The 21,859-nt window shown below is 61.4% G+C and carries 20 protein-coding genes; 13 read left to right on the top strand and 7 right to left on the bottom strand.

What is annotated here, in order from left to right; translation table 11 throughout:
• Window positions 1-39: 39 nt before the first annotated feature.
• Both bkdR and ACM6G4_RS11375 read left to right on the top strand, forming a co-directional pair.
• Entirely contained in the window at window positions 40-528 is a 489-nt protein-coding gene (gene bkdR, locus ACM6G4_RS11370; RefSeq protein WP_046037311.1) for a Bkd operon transcriptional regulator BkdR, read from the top strand.
• A gap of 139 nt (window positions 529-667) precedes the next feature.
• The gene (locus tag ACM6G4_RS11375) at window positions 668-2,368 is read left to right on the top strand and encodes a hypothetical protein (protein WP_414913690.1); all 1,701 of its coding nucleotides are present in this window, start codon (window positions 668-670) and stop codon (window positions 2,366-2,368) included.
• Here the strand turns inward: ACM6G4_RS11375 and ACM6G4_RS11380 are convergent.
• Window positions 2,359-3,222, bottom strand: coding sequence for an MBL fold metallo-hydrolase (locus ACM6G4_RS11380; protein WP_056727821.1), 864 nt, complete (start codon window positions 3,220-3,222; stop codon window positions 2,359-2,361). The genes ACM6G4_RS11375 and ACM6G4_RS11380 overlap by 10 nt on opposite strands.
• Before the next feature lie 117 nt (window positions 3,223-3,339).
• Between ACM6G4_RS11380 and ACM6G4_RS11385 the strand changes: the two genes are divergently transcribed.
• The 6 genes from ACM6G4_RS11385 (at window position 3,340) to nahK (ending at window position 11,195) form a co-directional block, all read left to right on the top strand.
• Entirely contained in the window at window positions 3,340-3,681 is a 342-nt protein-coding gene (locus ACM6G4_RS11385; RefSeq protein WP_414913691.1) for an ArsR/SmtB family transcription factor, read from the top strand.
• A gap of 182 nt (window positions 3,682-3,863) precedes the next feature.
• Window positions 3,864-5,108: an FAD/NAD(P)-binding oxidoreductase gene (locus ACM6G4_RS11390; RefSeq protein ID WP_414913692.1), complete on the top strand. Its 1,245-nt coding sequence runs from the start codon at window positions 3,864-3,866 to the stop codon at window positions 5,106-5,108.
• Between the two features lie 9 nt (window positions 5,109-5,117).
• Entirely contained in the window at window positions 5,118-5,924 is an 807-nt protein-coding gene (locus ACM6G4_RS11395) for a sulfite exporter TauE/SafE family protein (RefSeq protein ID WP_056727814.1), read from the top strand.
• A gap of 208 nt (window positions 5,925-6,132) precedes the next feature.
• Window positions 6,133-7,317, top strand: coding sequence for a porin (locus ACM6G4_RS11400; RefSeq protein WP_223542606.1), 1,185 nt, complete (start codon window positions 6,133-6,135; stop codon window positions 7,315-7,317).
• 154 nt (window positions 7,318-7,471) lie between these two features.
• Window positions 7,472-8,629 (top strand): nitric oxide-sensing protein NosP, encoded by a 1,158-nt coding sequence (gene nosP / locus ACM6G4_RS11405; RefSeq protein ID WP_414913693.1) that lies wholly within the window; start codon window positions 7,472-7,474, stop codon window positions 8,627-8,629.
• Window positions 8,559-11,195 carry a hybrid sensor histidine kinase/response regulator NahK/ErcS' gene (nahK, locus tag ACM6G4_RS11410; protein ID WP_414913694.1) on the top strand — a complete coding sequence of 879 codons (2,637 nt, stop codon included), beginning with the start codon at window positions 8,559-8,561 and terminating at the stop codon, window positions 11,193-11,195. Before nosP ends, nahK begins: the two co-directional genes overlap by 71 nt.
• A 161-nt stretch (window positions 11,196-11,356) precedes the next feature.
• On the opposite strand, the gene ACM6G4_RS11415 is transcribed toward nahK, so the two are convergent.
• From ACM6G4_RS11415 to ACM6G4_RS11440, 6 genes are all read right to left on the bottom strand, one after another.
• Window positions 11,357-12,022 (bottom strand): response regulator transcription factor, encoded by a 666-nt coding sequence (locus ACM6G4_RS11415; RefSeq protein WP_007976602.1) that lies wholly within the window; start codon window positions 12,020-12,022, stop codon window positions 11,357-11,359.
• 56 nt (window positions 12,023-12,078) lie between these two features.
• Window positions 12,079-12,636 (bottom strand): PQQ-dependent catabolism-associated CXXCW motif protein, encoded by a 558-nt coding sequence (locus tag ACM6G4_RS11420; RefSeq protein WP_414913695.1) that lies wholly within the window; start codon window positions 12,634-12,636, stop codon window positions 12,079-12,081.
• 136 nt (window positions 12,637-12,772) lie between these two features.
• Entirely contained in the window at window positions 12,773-13,564 is a 792-nt protein-coding gene (locus tag ACM6G4_RS11425; RefSeq protein WP_414913696.1) for an ABC transporter permease, read from the bottom strand.
• Window positions 13,561-14,292, bottom strand: a complete 732-nt coding sequence (locus ACM6G4_RS11430; protein WP_414913697.1) for an ABC transporter ATP-binding protein — start codon at window positions 14,290-14,292, stop codon at window positions 13,561-13,563. The genes ACM6G4_RS11425 and ACM6G4_RS11430 overlap by 4 nt, the downstream gene beginning before the upstream one ends.
• The gene (locus ACM6G4_RS11435) at window positions 14,289-15,248 is read right to left on the bottom strand and encodes a YVTN family beta-propeller repeat protein (protein WP_056727801.1); all 960 of its coding nucleotides are present in this window, start codon (window positions 15,246-15,248) and stop codon (window positions 14,289-14,291) included. The genes ACM6G4_RS11430 and ACM6G4_RS11435 overlap by 4 nt, the downstream gene beginning before the upstream one ends.
• 30 nt (window positions 15,249-15,278) lie before the next feature.
• Entirely contained in the window at window positions 15,279-16,463 is a 1,185-nt protein-coding gene (locus ACM6G4_RS11440; protein ID WP_414913698.1) for an ABC transporter substrate-binding protein, read from the bottom strand.
• Window positions 16,464-16,673: 210 nt separating this feature from the next.
• On the opposite strand from ACM6G4_RS11440, the gene pedF reads away from it, so the two are divergent.
• The 5 genes from pedF (at window position 16,674) to ACM6G4_RS11465 (ending at window position 21,719) form a co-directional block, all read left to right on the top strand.
• Complete coding sequence (gene pedF, locus ACM6G4_RS11445) at window positions 16,674-17,135, top strand: cytochrome c-550 PedF (protein WP_056727798.1); 462 nt, start codon at window positions 16,674-16,676, stop codon at window positions 17,133-17,135.
• Between the two features lie 3 nt (window positions 17,136-17,138).
• The gene (locus tag ACM6G4_RS11450) at window positions 17,139-18,014 is read left to right on the top strand and encodes a substrate-binding periplasmic protein (protein WP_223542602.1); all 876 of its coding nucleotides are present in this window, start codon (window positions 17,139-17,141) and stop codon (window positions 18,012-18,014) included.
• A gap of 10 nt (window positions 18,015-18,024) precedes the next feature.
• Window positions 18,025-18,786 carry a quinoprotein dehydrogenase-associated SoxYZ-like carrier gene (locus tag ACM6G4_RS11455; protein ID WP_414913699.1) on the top strand — a complete coding sequence of 254 codons (762 nt, stop codon included), beginning with the start codon at window positions 18,025-18,027 and terminating at the stop codon, window positions 18,784-18,786.
• A 31-nt stretch (window positions 18,787-18,817) separates the two neighbouring features.
• Window positions 18,818-19,756, top strand: coding sequence for a quinoprotein relay system zinc metallohydrolase 1 (locus tag ACM6G4_RS11460; RefSeq protein ID WP_409078799.1), 939 nt, complete (start codon window positions 18,818-18,820; stop codon window positions 19,754-19,756).
• A gap of 187 nt (window positions 19,757-19,943) precedes the next feature.
• Entirely contained in the window at window positions 19,944-21,719 is a 1,776-nt protein-coding gene (locus ACM6G4_RS11465; protein WP_414913700.1) for a PQQ-dependent methanol/ethanol family dehydrogenase, read from the top strand.
• Window positions 21,720-21,859: the final 140 nt, after the last annotated feature.

The following is a 21,859-nucleotide window of genomic DNA, read 5'->3' on the forward strand; positions in this document are numbered from 1 at the left end:
AAAACCTGCATAAACATAAAAAACAGGTGTTTTTATCTCATGCGCAAACTGGACCGTACCGATATCGGCATTCTCAACAGCCTTCAGGAGAACGCGCGCATTACCAACGCCGACCTGGCGCGTTCGGTGAACCTGTCGCCGACGCCGTGTTTCAACCGGGTCAAGGCCATGGAAGAACTGGGGGTGATTCGCGAGCAAGTGACTCTGCTGGACGCCGACCTACTGGGGCTGCATGTGAACGTGTTCATTCACGTCAGCCTGGAGAAACAGGTGGAGGAGGCGTTGCAGCATTTCGAAGAGGCGATTTCCGATCGTCCCGAGGTGATGGAGTGCTACCTGATGGCAGGCGACCCGGACTATCTGATCCGGGTGCTGGTGCCGACCATTCAGTCGCTGGAGCGTTTCATGATGGACTTTCTGACCAAGGTGCCGGGGGTAGCGAACATCCGTTCGAGCTTTGCGCTCAAGCAAGTGCGGTACAAGACCGCGCTGCCGTTACCGGCCAATGGGTTGACGCTGGATAAATAAGGATTGGCGGTGTCACTGCTTTTACTGACGCAATAAGTCACAGCTGTACAACGCCGTTCTACAGTTTGAGCTTGTATTTGTGTGGTGCAGTTTTCTTTAAGTTTTGCTCTCCACTATTGATTAACTAGAGTGAAACATAATGAAGCCTGTATTAGATAAAATTGCTTTGGCCTACTCGCTGGACGTCAATCCAGATGATCTGGATGATTACGGAAATATAAAAGAATATGTTCCTCCTGTTTTTGAGCCCTTTGTCGAGGACATGGGTGGAGCTGATTTGATGGATATCCAGGCCGCTCTGGACGGAGGGCCGGGTCCATCTGCCCTGGAGAGCGATATTGGAATTACCGCCGGTTGGTGCCCGAACGGGAGCTGGAGTGGCGGGATATGCAAGCCCTACAATAACATTCGTAACCACTGGATGCGCGCGCACGGTGTTGTCAACAATTTGCCGATTCATATGGCGATTCTACCCGGTACTCACAATTCAGCTTTCGATAAACAAGCAAAGTATGTCCCTAGTCTGGAGGTATGTCAGGACGTCGCGCCGTACCATCAATTGACTGCCGGTATTCGAGTGCTGGATCTCAGGGTTCAACATTATTCGGGACTATTGGTTGGTGATCCACGACGTTATTCGATTTTTCATTCGACAAACAACGGGCGAACGGTCCAGGGCGATGTTCTCGATGCTGTGCGCATGTTTCGTCAAAGCTCTGAAGGGGACACTAAACGCGAGATCGTGATTCTGAATTTTCATCAGTTCAGGAATTTTACGGCCGCAGCCCATCGTGAACTAGCTGGAATAATAAAGTCCTATTTGGGCGAATCGATCATATCGCCTGTGTATCGAGATCTGACGGTGTCGCAAATATGGGCGTTGCCAAACTATAAAAATGTCGTCATTTCATACAACGCCGATCCCAGGGATGCGCTTTTTTGGAACGCCGTCAATCAACGCTGGATAGGCTCGAATACACCGTCGGATGGTGAGCTAAAAGCGTTTATTGACCGGGTCGGCAATGAAACCAAACCCTTTGGTGAGTTGCGGGCAATTCAAGCCCATCGCATGACTTTTCCATTCGACGGCGCCAAAGATATTTCGGGCTCGTTGATGTCATGGTTTGCTGCCGGCTCCGCCAGCCATCCGATCATGAAGTACTACATCATCAATTGCGATTGGTCGTTACGGCATCGCCTGGTGGACAACATCATCTTTTCCAACCAGTTCCGCAGCCGAGCGTTGGGCATTCCTGATGTTGTACAGGCCAGCCCGACGAGCATTGGCGTTCAAGGCATGCCAAGCGCCCGGCATATGATCTTGCAGATCGATGACGCGCACTGGACTGAAACAGTGGCGCTGCCGCCGATTCTTGATGAAGAGCCACACCGGTTGCTGGTTTGCTCGGATGCGGACGCCGAATGTGAGCTGGATCTGCGTGGCAGTGATGTTCCGCTGCCTGGCGTCCGTCTATCGAAGGGGGAGGTGGTTGCCCTGGTGTGTCTTGATGGCTCGCGCCAATGGGCGTTGCAGGTGCGCGAATGCTCGCCGAATGAGCACGGACATGTGATTGCGGCGCCTTGCGACGGCGAGAAATTTATTCGCTATACATTGTCGGTCGGCAACTACGCGCCGTTGGTGTACTTGCCGGCGGAAGCTCCCGCCAACAGTGTGGTGCTGATCGTGTGCGATGCACTCTATACCACCCGAATCGGCCACTCCCAGGGCACGGATGAACTTGAACATGTCATCTCTGCCGGTCAGGTTCTCGCGTTTACCTACAGCACGGCGTCCCGGCAGTGGCACAAGCAGGAGGTGCTGCCCGGCAGTCACAACTGATTGATCGGAATCTTCAAGTAAGTCACACCATTGTCTTCCGCGGGCGGTAAGTTCCCCGCCCGCACATTCACCTGGATCGCCGGCAGCAACAGTGTCGGCATCCCCAACCCCGCATCGCGCCGGGTGCGCATTTGCACAAAGGCCTTTTCGTCGATGCCGTCTCGCACGTGGATATTGCTTTTGCGCTGTTCACCCACGGTAGTCATGCATTGGGACACGCGACCCTCGGGCGGATAGTCGTGGCACACGTAGAGGCGCACGCTGGCGGGGAAGGCCAGCAGTTTCCGGATCGAGGCAAACATCTGGTTGGCATTGCCACCGGGGAAGTCACATCGGGCAGAGCCGACGTCGGGCATGAACATCGTATCGCCCACCAGAATCACATCACCGTCGATCAGGTAAGCCATGTCCGCCGGGGTATGGCCAGGCACGTGCAGGGCGGTCGCCTTGAGGTTGCCGATCATGAACGATTCGTCGGGGGCGAACAGGTGGTCGAACTGGGAACCGTCGACGTGAAAGGAAGGCTCCAGATTGAACAGCGCCTTGAACACGTCCTGGACCTTGCTGATCGATTCGCCAATGGCGATTTTTCCGCCAAGCTCCCTGCGCAGATACGGCGCGGCGGACAGGTGATCGGCATGGGCGTGGGTTTCCAGCAGCCATTGCACTTGCAAGTGGCGGGCGCGAACGAAGGCGATGATCCTGTCGGCCTGGGTGGTCGCGGTACGCCCGGAGGCCCCGTCGTAGTCGAGCACCGGGTCGACAATCGCACACTGCCCGCCATCAGCCTCGTAGACCACGTAGCTGTAGGTCGAGGAGGCGGGGTCGAGGAAAGCTTCAATCAGCGCGGGCATGGACACGAACCTGTGCAGGGGTAGAAAAGTCGGACGACGGAAAGTCAGCCATGGTTGCAACACTTTATGTAAAGACATAATGTTCGCAGCTTAAGTGACGTTGAAGGCATCCTGCAAATGCAATCCAGTCTGACCGAATGTGAAGTCGCCCAACTGCGCGCATCGGCCTCCAAGGCCTGTGCGCTGCTCAAGGCCCTGGCCAATGAGGATCGCCTGTTGATCCTGTGCCAGCTGACCCAAGGCGAACGCAACGTAGGCGAACTGGAAAAAATGACCGGCGTACGCCAACCGACCCTGTCCCAGCAATTGGGGATCCTGCGCGATGAAGGACTGGTCGCGACCCGTCGTGAAGGCAAGTACATTTTTTACGGTCTCGCCAGCCACGAAGTGATCCAGGTGATGAAAACCCTCTCCGGGCTTTACTGCGGGGCCGTGCTTAAAAGCTGGATTCAGCCCTGATGCCAGCCAACTCAACATAACCCTGTGGGAGCGGGCTTGCTCGCGAAGGCGGTGTGTCAGCCAACGTTTATGTCTACTGACACAATGCTTTCGCGAGCAAGTCGAATCGTCGCACCGCCGCTCCCACATTGGTTTTGTGTATTGACTAGAAAAATCCTTGCGTGCAGCAAAAGGAACAAGCAATGAACGATCAACACTGGGGCCCATCCATCAGTGCAGATATCGTGGTCATCGGCGGCGGCACCGCAGGCATCGGCCTGGTCGCCAGCCTGCTCAAGCGTAGCCCGCAGCTGAACATCACTGTGATCGAACCCGACTCCCGGCACTACTATCAACCGGCCTGGACGCTGGTCGGCGGCGGTGCCTACAACGTGGAAAACACCGTGCGGCCGATGGCGTCGGTGATGCCACGCGGGGCCCATTGGCTGCAGGCTGCCGTGACGGGCATCGATCCCGACAAGTGCCAACTCACCCTCGGTGACGGGCGCACGGTCAGCTATCAAAACCTGGTGGTCTGCCCCGGCCTGCGCCTGGCCTGGGAGAAAATCGAAGGCCTGGAGGACACCCTCGGCCAGCATGGTGTGACCTCCAATTACAGCTATCGCCACGCGACCTACACCTGGGACCAGGTGCGGAAATTGCGCGGCGGCAAGGTGCTGTTCACCCAGCCGGGCATGCCGATCAAGTGTGCCGGCGCGCCACAAAAGGCGCTGTACCTGTCCTGCGATCACTGGAACAAGACCGGTGTGCTGAACAACATCGAGGTCGAGTTCAATCTTGCCGGCGCGGCGCTGTTCGGAGTGCCGACCTTTGTCCCGCCGCTGATGAAATACATCGAGAAGTACAAAGCCCGGTTGGCGTTCAACTCGAATCTGGTCAAGGTCGACGGCCCGGCGAAAACCGCGTGGTTCGACGTCAGGGATGCCGATGGCAATGTCACCCGCCAGGCAAAGACCTTTGACCTGCTGCATGTCGTTCCGCCTCAGGTGGCCCCGGATTTTGTCGCCCGCAGCCCGTTGGCCGACAGCGCTGGCTGGTGCGGGGTCGACCCCCACAGCCTGCAGCATCCGCGTTATCCCGGCGTCTTCGCCCTGGGTGATATCTGCGGCACCACCAATGCAAAAACCGCCGCGGCGGCGCGCAAGCAGATCGTGGTGGTGGCCGAAAACCTGCTGGCCTTGCGCAAGCAACAGCCGCTGCCACTGAAGTACGACGGCTATGGCTCCTGTCCGCTGACGGTGGAGAAGGGCAAGGTGATCCTTGCCGAGTTCGGGTACGCGGGCAAGTTGCTGCCGACCTTTCCCCTTGACCCGACGACCCCGCGCCGCTCGGCGTGGTGGCTGAAGGCGACACTGCTGCCGTGGTTCTACTGGAACGGCATGCTCAAGGGCCGCGAGTGGCTGACACGTGTGACCAAGGTCGACTGAGAACTCCCTATGTTGCTGGCAAGTCTGTTTGGTGTAGTGATGGGGTTGGTGCTCGGCTTGACTGGCGCCGGCGGCGGTATCCTTGCGGTCCCGGCCCTGGTGTTGGGGTTGGGCTGGAGCATGACCCAGGCCGCTCCGGTGGCGTTGTTCGCGGTGGGCAGTGCGGCCGCGGTCGGCGCCATCGACGGCTTGCGCCATGGCCTGGTGCGTTATCGCGCGGCGCTGCTGATCGCCGCGCTCGGTGCGGTGTTTTCGCCGGTGGGCATCTACTTTGCCCATCAGTTGCCGGAAAAAATCCTGATGATCCTGTTCAGCCTGCTGATGGTCGTTGTGGCCGGGCGGATGTTGCGCCGCGAGCGCAAGGATGCGGGCCCCAGCGATCACGGTCAGGCCAACTGGGGCCAGAAGAACTGCATGCTCGATCAACAGACCGGGCGCTTTTCCTGGACCGCCAAATGCACCGCGACCCTCGCCGCGCTCGGGGCCGTGACTGGCGTGGTCTCGGGATTGCTGGGGGTGGGCGGTGGCTTTCTGATCGTCCCGGCCTTCAAGCAACTGACCGATGTGCAGATGCGCGGGATCGTTGCCACGTCGCTGATGGTGATCAGCCTGATTTCGGCGATCGGCGTGATCGGCGCCTTCCATGCCGGGGTGCGCATCGATGGTTTGGGCATCGCCTTCATCGTCTCCAGCATCGTTGGCATGATCATCGGCCGCAAGCTCTGCGCCCGGGTGCCGGCGCGGGCGTTGCAAGTCGGTTTCGCCAGCATCTGCGTCGTGGTCGCCGCCTACATGCTGTTTCGGGCCAACGCCTAGCCGGTATCGGTTCCTGTGGACGCCACCGGGGTCCACAGGCCTACATCCTAAGTGGCGAGCCTCGCCGACCGGCGGTCTTACGCCATGGTGCTCACGCACCGCCGGCCCATCCAAAGCAGCTGCAAACCAGCCCCAAGGCAGCGTATGGCGCCGCTCGTCAGGTTTCGATAATCGCCTCCGACACTCAGTCCCCGTTTCGGAGCGCGCCATGCACAACAATAAGAACGTCACGCATCGTTTTCTGCCTGCCTTTATCGCCAGCCTGTCTGCCCTTGGCCTGAGCCAGGTGGCCGAGGCAGACATCATGCTGTACGACAAGGACCAGACCACGTTCTCCACCGACGGCTACATCAACGCCTTCTACGTGAACAGCGATGTCGACCGCGCCGGCGATCAGTTCGACCGTCGACAGGCGCGGGTCAAGATGGGCTTTTTGCCCAACTACCTGGGGTTCAACATGGGCAAGCAGGTAGACGACCTCAAGCTCGGTGCCCGTGCCTCGTTCTGGGTCACCATCAACGACAGCGAAACCAACGGCACCGACACCGCCATCGATGTGCGGCAGTTCTTCGGCACCGTGGCCAACCCGGAATGGGGCGAAGTGCTGATCGGCAAGGACTTCGGCCTGTTCGCCCGTTCCAACATCCTGCTCGACGAAATGCTTGCCGGTTATGGTCAGGTCAGCGATACGTTGGGGCTGGTGGATGGCGGCGGGGTGTCGTTCGGCAACATCGGCACCGGTTACCCGTATCCGTTCCCGACCTCGCAGATCACCTATCGCACCCCAGTGATGGACGGTCTGCGCGTGGCGGTCGGCATCATGGACCCGGTGGACACCAACGACAGCAGCCCGACGGGCAAGGCCTACCAGGAAAACCCGCGTACCGAGAGTGAAGTCACCTATCAGTTCGACCTGGCCGGGGCCAAGATCTACAGCTGGGTCAACGGCAGCTACCAGACCTCGGACAACACCGATTCCACGGTCGATACCGTCACCTCCAAGGGTGTCGGTTATGGCGTGCAGGCGAAGATGGGCGGCTTGTCCCTCACCGGATCCGGCTTCCAGGCCAAGGGTATCAACCCGTTTTTCACCAACAATGCCGGCGAGCCGACCCTGCGCAACGTCGACAGCGACGGCTACCTGATGCAGGGTTCCTACAAGCTGGGCAAGAACCGCCTGGCGTTGTCCTACGGCAAGACCAATGACGATGGCAATGGCGTGGTCGGCAGCGGCGCGGACTACGAGACTCGCGGTATCGCTTTGTTCCATGACGTGAACGACAACCTCAAGCTGGTGGCCGAGTACAACCAATTCGAAATCAACGGCCACGACACCGACGAGCAGAACGAAGACACCGACACCTTCGCAGTGGGTGCGGTGCTGACCTGGTAACCCCGGGAGGTGGCCCTGGCCGTGCGCATCGCGGCCAGGGTCGCCACCCGTCTCATCCCATCGAAGCGGCTACCCGCTACCCAAGTAGCATTCGTCGCACCCCACGGACTTCGTACACTCGTGCCTCATACACACGCACCCGCGGGAGGTAAGGATGCAGCAGAGCGAAGGCGTCGTCAGTGCAATGTCCCAGGCCACCGATGCCCGGCAGGTCGCGCAGGAACTGGCACGCCAGTTGTTGCATCCGCACCTGGGGTTCGTGCTGTTCTTCTGTTCCGCCGAGTACGACTTGCAGGCGCTGGGCCAGGCCTTGCAGCAAAGCTTCGGCGGCATTCGCCTGGTGGGCTGCACCAGCGCCGGGGAAATCACCCCCCTGGGCTACGGGCGCAATTGCGTGACGGCGGTGGGTTTCGATCACCGGCACTTTTCCATTGCGATCGAGCTGATCGACCAGATGGAGCACTTCAGCCTGATCGACGCCCAGCAAATGGTCGAGCGCCTGGTCAGTGGTTGTCGCAGCAACACCCTGGCGCCGATCAAGGGCAACAGCTTTGCCCTGACCCTGCTCGATGGCCTGTCCAGCCGCGAGGAAATGGTCCTGGCGGCCTTGAGCGCGGCACTGGGCGACATTCCGCATTTCGGCGGTTCGGCCGGCGACGACAACTACCTGACCCATACCCATGTGTACTTCGATGGCGAATTCCACAGCGGCGCGGCCGTGGTGGTGCTGGTCAATACCTGGCTGGATTTCGAAGTGTTCACCACCCACCACGTGCTGCCCCGCGCCGAGAAGCTGGTGGTCACCGGGGCCGACAGCGCCTTGCGCCGGGTCTTCGAACTCAATGCCGAGCCGGCTGCCGAGGAGTACGCCCGGCACATCGGCGTGCCGGTGGCGCAGCTCGATCACCGGGTTTTCGCCGCGCACCCGTTGGCGGTGCGGATCAACCAGCAGTACTACGTGCGGGCCATCCAGCAGGTGCATCCGGACCTGAGCCTGAGTTTCTACTGCGCCGTGGAAAACGGCATCGTCCTCACCGCCATGACCCCGGGGCCGATGCTGCCGAACCTGCAGAGCCTGTTCGAGGGGTTGCAGGAGCGCCTGGGCGATTTGCTGCTGACCATCGGTTGCGACTGTTTCCTGCGGCGTCTGGAACTCGAAGACGACGGCAGTCTTGATCAGATCGGCGCGTTTTTGCGTGAGCAACGGGTGATGGGTTTCAACACCTACGGAGAACAGTTCAATGGCATGCACATCAACCAGACCTTCACCGGCGTTGCCATTGCCCGCGGCCGTGCCCCGGGACATCGCTGAGCTGCAGGCCGAACTGGCCAGGCTGCGCCTGGAAAACCATAAACTGCAGCGCATCAATGGCGCGCTGATCGAACGGGTCGAGTCCGGGGGGACTCGCGGCAACGATCCGTACGCGGCATTCCAGCATTCGGTGGTGCTGGCCGAGCAAGTGCGCGAACGCACCGATGCCCTGAACCAGGCCATGGCTGAACTCAAGGCCGGTAATCATCTGCTCAGCGAAGCCCGCCTGCGCGCGGAAACCGCGCATCAACACCTGATCGATGCCATCGAAAGCATTTCCGACGCCTTCGTGTTGTTCGACGCCGACCAGCGCATCGTGCTGTTCAACAGTCGCTTCAAGGCGTTCTGGAGCAACAGCCGGGTGCGGATCAATGCCGGCATGCGCCTGACCGAGGTCAAGCGGCTGATGATGAACAACGCCCTGTTCACCGAAGAGCCTCGCGGGCACGCCGACGAAAACCTGCTTTACCGTCTGCAGAACGGGCGTTGGCTGCAAGTCAGCGAGCGGCCGACCCAGGAAGGGGGGCGGGTGATTCTGTTCACCGACATTACCGACGTCAAACTCAGCGAAACCATGCGCCGCGAGCAGGCGGTGGCGCAGAAGTCGCACCTGTTGCAACGGGCGGTCGACAACCTGTCCCAAGGGGTGGCGATGGTCAGCGCCGAGGGCATCCTGGAATTGTGGAACCGGCGCTTCCTGGAATTGAGCGGCCTGGCGCCGGTGGCGGCCCATCGCCCTTTTGCCGAAGTGATCGCCGACAGCGAGTTGAACCTGCTGACCCCTGCCAGTCGCGACGGCAACGGGCGACCGGTCCGCGAATGCGAGCAGCGCCTGTACGATGGCCGGGTCCTGGAAATCCGCACCCATCCGTTGCCCACCGGCGGTTTCGTCAACACCTTCACCGACATTACCGAGCGCTACCAGCATGCCGAAGCGCTGAGTGAAAGCGAACACTGGATCCGCCTGATCACCGATCACGTACCGGCATTGATTGCCTACCTCAATGCCGACCTGGTCTACGAGTTCACCAACAAGGTCTACGAGGAGTGGTACTGCTGGCCCCGCGGCGTGATGCTCGGCCAGAGCCTGCGTGAAGTGCACAGCGAACAGCATTACCAGCGCCTGGAGTCCTATGTGGCCAGGGCACTGGCCGGCGAGAGCGTGACCTTCGAGTTCGCCGAAACCAACGTCAACAATCAGGAGCGCTACATGCTGCGCTCCTATGTGCCCAACCGTCTGGCCAGTGGCGAGGTGGTGGGGATTTTCGTGCTGATCCGCGACATCACCGAACGCCGCCGCACCGCCGAGGCGCTGCATCAGGCGTATCAGAACCTTGAGCTGCGGGTACGCGAGCGCACGGCGGAGTTGACCACCCTCAACGACCAGTTGCTGCGCGAGATCGATGAGCGGCGCCTGGTCGAGTCACGCTTGCGCGAAGCCAAGCAGGAAGCCGAGCAAGCCAACCTGTCGAAAACCAAGTTCCTCGCCGCCGTCAGCCACGACCTGCTGCAACCGCTGAATGCGGCGCGATTGTTCACCAGTGCCTTGCTGGAACGCCGAGAGCCGATGTCCAGCGAGATTCTGGTACGCAACGTGAGTAATTCCCTGGAAGACGTGGAGAACCTGCTCGGCACCCTGGTGGATATTTCCAAGCTCGATGCGGGGGTGATCAAGGCCGACATCGCGCCGTTTGCCCTCAGTGAACTGCTGGACAACCTGGCCGCCGAATACACCCAGGTGGCGCGCAGTGAAGGCCTGCAACTGCACTTCATCGGCTGTTCGGCGCTGGTGCGCAGCGACATCCAGTTGCTGGCGCGGATTCTGCGCAACCTGCTGAGCAACGCGATTCGCTATACCTACAGTGGTCGCGTGGTGCTCGGTTGCCGGCGGCATCATCAGTGCCTGACGATCGAAGTCTGGGACAGCGGCATGGGCATTGCCGAGCATCGCCTGGAGGAGATTTTCCAGGAATTCAAGCGCGGCGATGTGCAGCGACCGGATCAGGATCGCGGACTGGGCCTGGGCCTGGCGATCGTCGAGAAAATTGCCGGCATCCTCGGGCATCCCATTCATGTGCGCTCGTGGCCGGGCCGGGGTTCGATGTTCTCGGTCGAAGTACCCTTGAGCGCCACCGCGCCGACACCGCCGCCGACGCTGCAGATGAGCGAGCCGATGCTTGAGCGCCTGCGGGGTGCCAGGATATGGGTGCTGGACAATGACGCGACCATCTGTGCCGGCATGCGCACCTTGCTGGAGGGGTGGGGGTGTCGGGTGGTGACGGCGCTGTCGGAGGAGGACCTGGCACGGCAAGTGGACAACTACCGCGCCGAGGCCGACCTGCTGATCGCCGACTATCACCTGGATAACGATCAGAACGGTGTCGATGCGGTGGCCCGGATCAATGCCCGTCGTGCCTCACCGATCCCGGCGATGATGATCACGGCCAACTACAGCAATGAGCTCAAGCAGCAGATCCGCGAGCTGGGCCACACCCTGATGCACAAGCCGGTGCGGCCGATGAAACTGAAGACGGCGATGAGTCATTTGCTTGGCCCATCCAGATAACATCGAACCTGTGGCGAGGGAGCTTGCTCCCGCTGGGTCGCGAAGCGGCCCCCTGCAAACACCCAAATACACCGGGTCGCCTGGATTTACGACTGCTTCGCAGCCGAGCGGGAGCAAGCTCCCTCGCCACAGATACATCTTTCAGACTTGGGCTGGGGCAGTTAGCGCCGCAGATAAGACCCGAAATCAATATCCCCGGCACTCAGGATCGCCTGCACCCGGTTGTGCACGTTGAGCTTGCGCAGGATTGCCGAGACGTGGGCCTTGACCGTGGTCTCGGCGATTTCCAGGGTGTAGGCGATCTGCTTGTTCGATTCGCCCTTGGTCATGCGCTCCAGCACTTGCAGTTGCTTGCGGGTCAGGGCCTGGAGCAGTTCGGGCGGGAAGCTCGGGGTGTCGTTCATCCGCCGGTGGGTGCTGCTTTTGGCGGTGCGGATGATGTCCGGGGGCAGGTAGACATTGCCATTGAGAATCTGCTGGATCGCATCGGTCATCTGGGCGCGGGGTGACGATTTGGTGATGAAACCCACCGCGCCGTAGGTGATGGCTTGCAGCACGATCTGTTTGTCCTGCTCGGCGGAAACAATCACCACCGGAATGGTCGGCGCTTCGTTGCGCAGGTTGATCAGGCCATTGAGCCCGTGCATGCCGGGCATGTTCAGGTCGAGCAGGATCAGGTCCAGGTCGTCGTGTTCCTGGGTCAGGGCCAGGGCGCTGTCCAGGTCGGCGGTTTCCATCACTTCGCTGCCGGCAAAACCGTCGCTGATGACGTTGTGAATGGCTTCACGAAACAGCGGGTGATCGTCGGCAATCAGGATTTTGTACATGGCCTTTCACCTCATTATTTTGATTATGGTGTGGCAACAACACGCACGCGTAAAGCTCAGGGAAAGGGTTCGGGCCGGGCAGGCGAAACCGGCAGGTTGGCCGCTTGCCAGGCGTCCAGGCCATCGCGATACCAATACAGAGTCTTATAGCCCATGGTGGCTGCGCGCTTGACCGCATTCCAGCTCAACCAGCAGTCGGAGCGGCAATAGAAGACCAGCGGTTGGGTCGGGTCGCCGGCGGTCAGCTTTTGCAGGTTGCCGGCGAAGTAGTCCTGCCATTGCGGCGTCAGGTCGCCATCCCCGGTATTGGCCAGCCAATGGCTGCCGGGCAGGTTTTCATGGGGCTGGTCTTCGATGAATTGCCCTTGCAGCCACTGACGGCGGTAGACGTCGATCAGCAGTGGGCGCGGGGTTTGGCCGAGCAGGGTTTGCAGGGTGGGGGTATCGACGATGGTTGCGCCTTGCAGTTGGTCGGGCGTCGGGCTGCGGTACAGGCCGATGCGATAACCCTCGGCGGAGAACAGCGCTGTGTCGGCCTGCGCGGTGCTCAGCAGCAGGCCCAGCGACAGGGCGGCGAGAGTAGGGCGCAACAGGCAACGTCGGGCACGTGGCATGGGTTCGGTCCTTATAGTTATGGACCTATTACATGCCAGTCGGGGGGCGTTGGGAATGCGACGATAGACAGGTAAACCAGTACTAAAGTAGTAATTCTCCCTGTTCAATGAAGATCCCCCACCGGGGATTGTGGTGTTAGCTGGCTTTGCGCAAGGCAGCATGCTGCGGGTTGAAGGTCAGCACGGCGAGCAGCGCGAACAGTAGCGTCAAACCGGCGCACACCGCCAGCGCCAGCGGATTGAAGCGTTCATACAGGGCAAAACGCACCAGTTCCACGGCGTGGGTAAAGGGATTCACCGCGCACAGCCAATACAGCCACTCGCTGGCCTCGCGCATCTTCCACAGCGGATACAGCGCCGATGACAGGAAAAACAGCGGGAAGATCACGAAATTCATCACCCCGGCAAAGTTCTCCAGCTGGCGGATCGCGTTCGACAGCAACAGGCCCAAGGCGCTGAGCATCAACGCCACCAGCAGCAGGGCCGGCAACGCCAGCAACAGGCCCATGGCCGGTGGCCGCACGCCGTAGACCCAGGCAATCGCCAGGAACGCATACACCTGCAACAGCGAAATCAGCGAGGTGGCCAACAGTTTGCTGCACAGCAGAAAGGTGCGGGGCAGGGGGCTGGTCAGCAGCACGCGCATGCTGCCCATCTCGCGGTCGTAGACCATCGACAGTGATCCCTGCATGCCGTTGAACAGCAGGATCATGCAGGCCAGGCCGGGGATGATGTAGACCTCGTAGGGAATATAGGTGTCATAGGGTTCGATGATCGCGATCCCCAGCGCTGCGCGAAAACCGGCGGCGAACACCAGCAGCCACAGCAGCGGCCGCACCAGGGCGCTGAGAAACCGCGTGCGTTGCAGCACAAAGCGCAGCCATTCGCGCAGCACGATACCGCTAAAGCATTGCCAGTAAGCGTTCATTGGGCAGCTCCCGATGTTGTCAGGCGGGTGAAGGCCGAACCGAGGTCGCCGCCGTGCTCCAGGCTCAGGGCATCGGCCTGTCCGCTGGCCACCAGCCGGCCTTGATGCAGGATCAGCAAGTCATCCCTGGGCTGCACTTCGTCGAGCAGGTGGGTGGTCCAGAGCACGCTGATGCGCTCCTCGCGACACAGGCTGCGGATGTGCTGGTTGAGTGCCAGGCGACTCGCCGGGTCGAGGCCGACACTGGCTTCATCGAGCAGCAACAGGCGCGGTTCGTGCAACAGGGCACGGGCAATTTCCACCCGGCGACGATGGCCGCCATTGAGTTCGCGCACCCGTTCGCGACGGCGATCGGTCAGGGTCTGACGGGCCAGTTCGGCGTCGACCCGAAGGTCGGTCTGGCGCCGGGACAGGCCATGCAATGCCGCGTGATAACGCAGGTTTTGCTCGACGCTGAGGTCCAGGTCCAGGGTGCTTTGCTGGAACACTACACCCAACTGCTTGAGTGCCGGGCGTGCCGCGCTGCGCAATGAATTGCCACCGACGCGGATCTCGCCGTGCTGCAGATCATAGAGCCGGGTGAGCAGGGCAATCAGGGTCGACTTGCCCGCGCCATTGGGACCCAACAGCGCGGCGAAACGCCCGGGTTCCAGGCTGAAACTCACCTTGCGCAAGGCCTCTCGGGCGCCGTAGGCGAAACTCAGGTCGCTGACTTCAAGGGCGTTCATGGCGTCACCACTACGCCCCAAGGGTAGCGTCCGACTTTCACCGATTTGCTGACCTTGAGGCTGTCGACATCGATCACCGAGACATCGCCGCTGACGCCGTTGGTGGCCAGCAGTTGCTTCTGATCCGGGGTGAATGCCATCTGCCAGACTCGTCGACCCACCAGCAGGTAATCGAGAATCTCGAAGGTCTTGGCATCGATCACCGCCACATGATTGGCCGGGCCCAGTGCGACGAAGCCGTACTTGCCATCGGCGCTGAGCTTGATGCCGACCGGCTGGACCTTGTCCGGGTGCACGCCCTTGATCTGGAAGTTCAGGGTCTTGAGCACGGTGCGGCTGGCCACATCGAGAATGGTCACGGTGCCGCCGATTTCCGCCGAGGCCCAGAGCTGGGCGCCATCGGGGGAGAACTCGACGAAGCGCGGGCGCTGGTCGACCAGGGTGCTGTCGGCCAGGGTCTGGGTGCTGGTGTCGATCCAGTGCAGCATGTTGGTGGTTTCGCTGGTGTTGACCGCCCACTTGCCGTCAGGGCTGACGGCCATGCCTTCGGGTTCGACACCGACGTTGATCTGGCCGAGCACCTTGGAAGTCTCGGTGTCGATCACCGTGACCAGCGCATCGTCCTCGTTGGAGACGTACAACCAGCGATTATTCGGATGCAGGGCGAATTGCTCGGGGTCTTTGCCCGAGGGCAGTTCCTTGATGATCTTGCGCGTGGCCACGTCCATCACCTGGACCCGGTCCGAGTCGCTGGCGCAGATGTACAGCAGTTTGTTGTCATGGGACAGCAGCAGGCCGCGGGGGCGCTGGCCGACGGGCAGGGTGTCGGTGACTTGCAGGGTCTGCAGGTCGATCAGGCTCAGGCTGTTGTCCTTTTCGTTGGAGACCCAGGCAGTGCTGGCAACGGCATGGCCAGCGGCGAGCAGCATGATGCAAGAGAGCAGGGTGCGGCGCATGGCGGATTCCTTGTTGTTGTGATTATCGGATCAGGGAAAACGGCAGCTGACCTCGGGTTTGTCGTAGCCCAGGCTGTCCATCTCGTTGAAGGGGTGCAAAAAGCCATCCTGGGGTGAGGTGCTGACCAGCGCCCGTGGCTGGACGATGGGAATCGGCTGGCGCAACTGGCCGTTCCACGGCCGATAGCTGAGCTTGCGGCCTTTGAATCCGTCGAGTGGCAGTTGATCGCTGATTTCAAGCGTACGGATCGCCATCGGCTCGGCCTGGCGCAGTTTGCTCACGGCGCTGGCGATGCTGCGCACGGCGATCCACGCGGCGAAATCACGGTCATTCATCCAGCGCCCGGTCAGGGCTTCGAAGCGTTTTTGCAGCTGCGCGGCGCCGTAGGTTTCCACAGTCTTGTGCCAGCCCACCGGGGTCAGGCCCTGGGTGCCGGCGACCGGGCGCGGGTACCAGGTCTGGTAGGGCACGTATTCTCCGAAGTCGCCGCGTTCATCGGCCACCAGTACCACGTCGTACTCGGCGGTCTGGGTGAACAGCGGCATGTCCGCCTGGGCGCTGCGGCGTTGGTCGTTATCGAAGCTCCAGGGTTTTTCCGCCACCAGTTGCAAGCCAAAGCGCTTGGCCCCGCGGCGCAGGGCGGCGGCATAGGCTTGATCGTCGGGCGTCGGGCCGACGATCAGCAGCGCCCGCTGCCATTTGCGCAGCACCAGAAACTGCGCCAGCGCATCGGCGAGCATCGCCCGGCTCGGCAAGGTATGCAGCACGTTCGCCAGGCAATCGGTGGTGCGCAGGCTGTCATCGGGGCTACCGGCGTTGAACAGCAGACTGTCGGGCAGTGCTGCACTCAATTGGCGCAGGCTGGTCGCGGGGGCATTGACTACAAACAGGCGCAGGCCTTGTTCATGCTGCGCCTTTGCCGCTTCGAGCAAGGCCTCGGGGCTGTCGACATTGGCGCTGACCAGGCTGTAGCCGTGGTTGAGAAAACGCCCGGTGCTGTTGCTGTCGGTGATCGCCAGTTCGGCGCCGCGCAGCCCGGCATCGGTGGGCTCGGGGATGACGCTGGACAGCAGCGGGCCGGGGTCGGGGCGATAACCCAGGTAGCCGATCCGCACCTGCAAGGGCGCTTCGCTGGCCTGGCTCTGGGTGGCCAGGCCGGCGGCGCAGGCAATCGCCAGCAGGTAGATCAGGGCGTAAGGGATGAGCGGGCGCATAGGGCACTCCATTACAGGTAGCGCCAGCTTAGGTAGCCCGTGAAGCTGAGGAAATATGCAGAAAGTACCGGTGGTGTCCATCCAGCGCCTTACTACCAAGGGACTAGGTGGCGACCACCAAAGCAGCATGGGGTGAGTGCGATACCGTTTCTAAGATGGCTGCCATAGCCTCTGCCAAGAGGTTTTGCGTGCAATCCAGAGGGCATAACAATGACAACAAGACGCAACGCCTTGCTCGTGACCGGGCTATTGGCCAGTTTGATCAGTGCAGGTTCCGTCTGGGCCCACGGCAACGTGGTGCCACAGGCCGTGGCCACCCCGGGGTTGACCCCGATCAAGGACGCCGGTGTGCAACTCGATGCCGATGGCTGGGCCGCGGTGAACCCGTATCGCACCGCCCCGGAACATGACAAGGCAGTGGAAATCGGTGCTTCTGCGTACACCCAGAACTGCGCGGCCTGTCATGGCCTGGAAGCCAAGTCCGGCGGTATCGCCCCCGACTTGCGCATGCTTGATGTCGGTGAGTCGGGCGATGAATGGTTCGCCGAACGGGTGCGCCATGGCGCGGTGCGCGACGGTCGGGTGTACATGCCGAAGATGGCTGACTACCTGAGCCAGGAAGCCCTGTGGGCAGTGCGCACTTATCTGGACACTGTGCACGTCGAGGAGTGACCCATGCGCCTGCTCGCGGTGTTGATCGGCGCTCTGTGGCTGTGCTGCCAGGCGGCGCAGGCGCAGGTTCGCAACTACGACGAAATGATCGCCGCCGGGGAGCTTAAGGTGGCGGTCTACAAGGACTTCGCCCCCTACAGCTTTGAACGCGCCGGAAAGCCCCAGGGTGTCGATGTCGAACTCGCCGAGGCCCTGGCCAAGGCGCTCGGCGTGCGCCTGACACTGATCTGGGCACCGGCCGGGGAAAAGCTCGACGACGACCTGCGCGATTACATCTGGCGTGCCAGTGCCTTGCACAACCAGCAGCTGGCCGACCTGATGATGCGCGTGCCCTACGACCGTGACTACGCGCAGAAGCGCAACGAGTTCGGCGAACTGGTCAACGGCCAAGTGGTGATGTTCGGTCCGTACCAGAACGAACAATGGCAGGTGGCCTATGACCGCCGGCGGCTGGACAAGGTCGCCAGCGTCGCGGTGTTCGAGCATCACCCGATTGGTGTCGAAGTCGACAGCGTGCCGTCGTTCTACCTGACGTCGGTGTTCAACGGCATGCTCGCTGGCAAGACCCATCACTATCCCGGCGTGCCCCAGGCGTTTGCCGGGATGAAGGCCGGCGAGGTCGACGCGGTGATGGCCATGCGCGGCGAAATCGACTGGCAGGTCCATGAAGCGGCCGACCCGCAAGTGGCACTGGCTGAGAACGCCTACCCGAACATGGGCAAGCAACTTTGGGAAATCGGCATGGCGGTGCACGAAAGCAACCGGCAACTGGCCTATGCCGTGGAAGAGGCGCTCGAAGGGCTGATCCGCGAGGGTTCGGTGAAGACCATCTACGGCCATTACGGCCTGCAGTACGACGTGCCCGAGATGTATCAATAAGGAGCAGGCGATGAAATGGCGAGGGAGTTGTCTGTTGGCCTGCTGGTTAAGCCTGGCGGCACAAGCTGGCGCTATCGATCCCGGTAAGGACCCGGTGCCATCGGTGATGTGGGCCTTCTATCAGCAGCAGTTCCTCGGTAATGCGCCGTTCGTTTTCGATGAGCGGGTCAAGTTGCTGGCGCCGCCGTTTGCCGAAGATGCCCGGCAGGTGCCGCTGGAAATCGACGCCCGGGCGTTCAAGGGCGAGGTGGTGAAAATCCTCGCCTGGGCAGAGCTGAACCCGTTGCCGAAAATCGTCGACTTCCAGCCGCTTGATTCGGTTTTGCCTTGGCTGTCGTTGCGCATTCGCATCGAACAGGCCACGCCCTTGCGCGCGGCGGTGTTGACCCGCGACGGCGTGTGGCATGTCGGTTCGACCCTGATTGATGCGGCGGGTGGCGGCTGCACCGCGCCGAGCGTGGTGCGCACGCAACCAGGCTGGGAAGAGCACATCGGCGAAGTGTTCGGCGGCCGTTACCCCCGGGGCGAATTCAGCCGTTTGCGGTTGCAGGTGGCCCATCCCATGGACAATGGCATGGTCAGCGGCATTCCGGAGTTCTTCATCAACCATGTCGAGTTGCGCGACCACAACGAGCAGGTGCTGGCCCGGCTGGAGCTGTTTCCCGCAGTCAGCGAAAACCCCAACCTGGCCTTCGACATCGAAGGAGCAGGGCAAACGCGCCTGTTAATACGGGACAACAGTGGCAATGAGTTCAATGCGTCGATCCTCTGACCCCAAGGAGCGTGACCCCAAGGAGCGTGGCATGCGCTGGATCCTGTTGATGGTGCTGAGCGTCAGTCTGCCGGCCCTGGCCGATCTCGAGTACTCACTCAAGCCCCGGCAGATCGCCCGGGACACTTGGCTGCTGGAAGGCAGCACCGATAATTTTGCCAAGGCCAACGGCGGCAACATCGTCAACACCGCGTTCATCGTCACTGACCGCGGTGTGGTGGTGATCGATACCGGTCCGTCGAAGCGCTACGGCGAAGCGATGCGCAAGGCCATTGCCGCCACCACCGACAAGCCAGTGATCGAGGTCTTGCTGACCCATCATCACCCGGACCATGTGCTGGGCAACCAAGCCTTCAGCGACGTGCCGATCGGCGCCTTGGCCGGCACCACCGAGCTGTTGCACCGGCAAGGCGATGCCATGGCCGAGAATATGTACCGGATGGTCGGCGACTGGATGCGTGGCACCGAAGTGGTGATGCCTACCCAGGTGCTGACACCCGGCGTGAAAAGTTTTGGGAATCACGATCTGCGTCTGCTGAGCCTGGGTGGGCATACGGGCGCGGATCTGGCTATTCTCGACCAGCGAACCGGCGTGTTGTTTGCCGGGGACCTGGTGTTTTATCAACGGGCGCTGACCACACCCAACAGTCCAGGGCTGGCAGTGTGGCTGGCGGACATCGCGACCCTGCAAGGCTTGCCCTGGACGCAGGTTGTGCCGGGCCATGGCCCGGTGGCGAGCGACCCACAACCCTTCGAGCAAATGCGCGATTACCTGACCTGGCTCGATCAACTGATGCGCGACGGCGCCGCCAATGGCAGCGACATGGCCGAGATGATCCGCAGCCCCATCCCCGAACGTTTCGCCGGGATCAACCTGAGCCGCTACGAACTGATCCGCAGCGTCAGTCATCTGTACCCGCGCTACGAGCGTGGGCGGATGACGCGGGTGGATTCCAACGCGCAAAAGTGAGCAAACACAGACCCCTGGGGGACTTTCATCGGGCACAAAATCCGCGGCTTATCTCCCCCCACCCTGTACCAAGGAACTAGCAATCTCCTCATTGCGGGCAATTGTTGCCAGGGCGGCGGCGCTCAAGAATCTGCACCAGACCGGGAAAATTTTCCGGACATAACAAAAATCCGCAGAGGAAGCCGTCATGACCCAACCCGCACGTCGCCAGCCCTTCGTCTTGAGCCTGCTGCTCAGTGCCATGCTGTTGTCCGGCCAGGCATTGGCCGGGGTTTCCGACCAGGACATTCTCCAGGACCCGAAGAACCCGGAACAGGTCGTGACCAACGGACTCGGCGTTCAAGGGCAGCGCTACAGCCCGCTGGATATTCTCAACGTCGACAACGTCAAGGAGCTGCGCCCGGTGTGGGCGTTTTCCTTCGGCGGTGAAAAACAACGTGGCCAGCAAGCGCAGCCGATGGTCAAGGACGGCGTGATGTACATGACCGGTTCCTATTCCCGGGTGTTCGCCGTGGATGCGCGCACCGGCAAGAAACTCTGGCAATACGATGCACGCCTGCCCGATGACATCCGTCCTTGTTGCGACGTGATCAACCGCGGCGTCGCGCTGTATGGTGACCTGGTGATTTTCGGCACCCTCGACGCCAAGCTCGTGGCGCTGAACAAGGACACCGGCAAGGTGGTGTGGAGCAAGAAAGTCGCCGACCACAAGGAAGGCTACTCGATCAGTGCCGCGCCGCTGGTGATCAACGGCAAGCTGATTACCGGCGTGGCCGGTGGCGAGTTTGGCGTGGTGGGCAAGATCGAGGCCTACGACCCGAAAAACGGTGATCTGCTGTGGACCCGGCCGACGGTCGAAGGCCATATGGGCTACGTCTACAAGGACGGCAAAGCGGTGGAAAACGGCATCTCCGGCGGCGAGGCAGGCAAGACCTGGCCGGGCGATCTCTGGAAAACCGGCGGCGCGGCCCCGTGGCTGGGCGGCTATTACGACCCGGAAACCAACCTGCTGCTGTTCGGTACCGGCAACCCGGCACCGTGGAACTCGCACCTGCGCCCTGGCGACAACCTCTACTCCTCATCGCGCCTGGCGCTCAACCCGGACGATGGCACCATCAAGTGGCACTTCCAGAGCACGCCCCACGACGGTTGGGACTACGACGGCGTGAACGAACTGGTGTCGTTCAACTACAGCGAAGGCGGCAAGGAGATCAAGGCGGCGGCCACTGCCGACCGTAACGGCTTCTTCTACGTGCTGGATCGTACCAACGGCAAATTCATCCGCGGCTTCCCGTTCGTGGACAAGATCACCTGGGCCACCGGCCTGGATAAGAACGGCCGGCCGATCTACAACGAGGCCAGCCGTCCCGGTGCCCCAGGCTCGGAAGTCAAGGGCAGTTCGGTCTTCGTGGCACCGGCGTTCCTCGGCGCGAAAAACTGGATGCCGATGGCCTACAACCAAGACACCGGGCTGTTCTATGTGCCATCCAACGAGTGGGGCATGGACATCTGGAACGAAGGCATCGCCTACAAGAAAGGCGCGGCGTTCCTCGGCGCCGGCTTCACCATCAAACCGTTGAACGAAGACTACATCGGCGTGTTGCGGGCCATCGATCCGAAAACCGGCAAGGAAGTCTGGCGCCACAAGAACTACGCGCCGCTGTGGGGCGGGGTGCTGACCACCAAGGGCAATCTGGTGTTTACCGGCACGCCTGAAGGCTTCCTGCAGGCGTTCAACGCCAGGACCGGCGAAAAGGTCTGGGAATTCCAGACCGGTTCCGGCGTGCTCGGCTCGCCCGTGACCTGGGAAATGGACGGCGAACAGTACGTCTCGGTGCTGTCCGGCTGGGGCGGCGCGGTACCGCTGTGGGGCGGTGAAGTGGCCAAGCGGGTGAAGGACTTCAACCAGGGCGGCATGCTCTGGACCTTCAAACTGCCCAAGGACCTTGTCGCCAAGCACTGATTCCGGCGACCACCACTTTGTGGTGATGAATTACCTGTGGCGAGGGAGCTTGCTCCCGCTGGGCTGCGAAGCAGCCCCCTACGTTCTCGGCCGCAACCGAGTCGTGTGGGTTTTAGACTGCTGCGCAGCCCAGCGGGAGC

Source organism: Pseudomonas sp. IT-P258, from assembly GCF_949767825.1.
In the GTDB taxonomy this organism is placed as follows: Bacteria; Pseudomonadota; Gammaproteobacteria; order Pseudomonadales; family Pseudomonadaceae; genus Aquipseudomonas; species Aquipseudomonas monachiensis.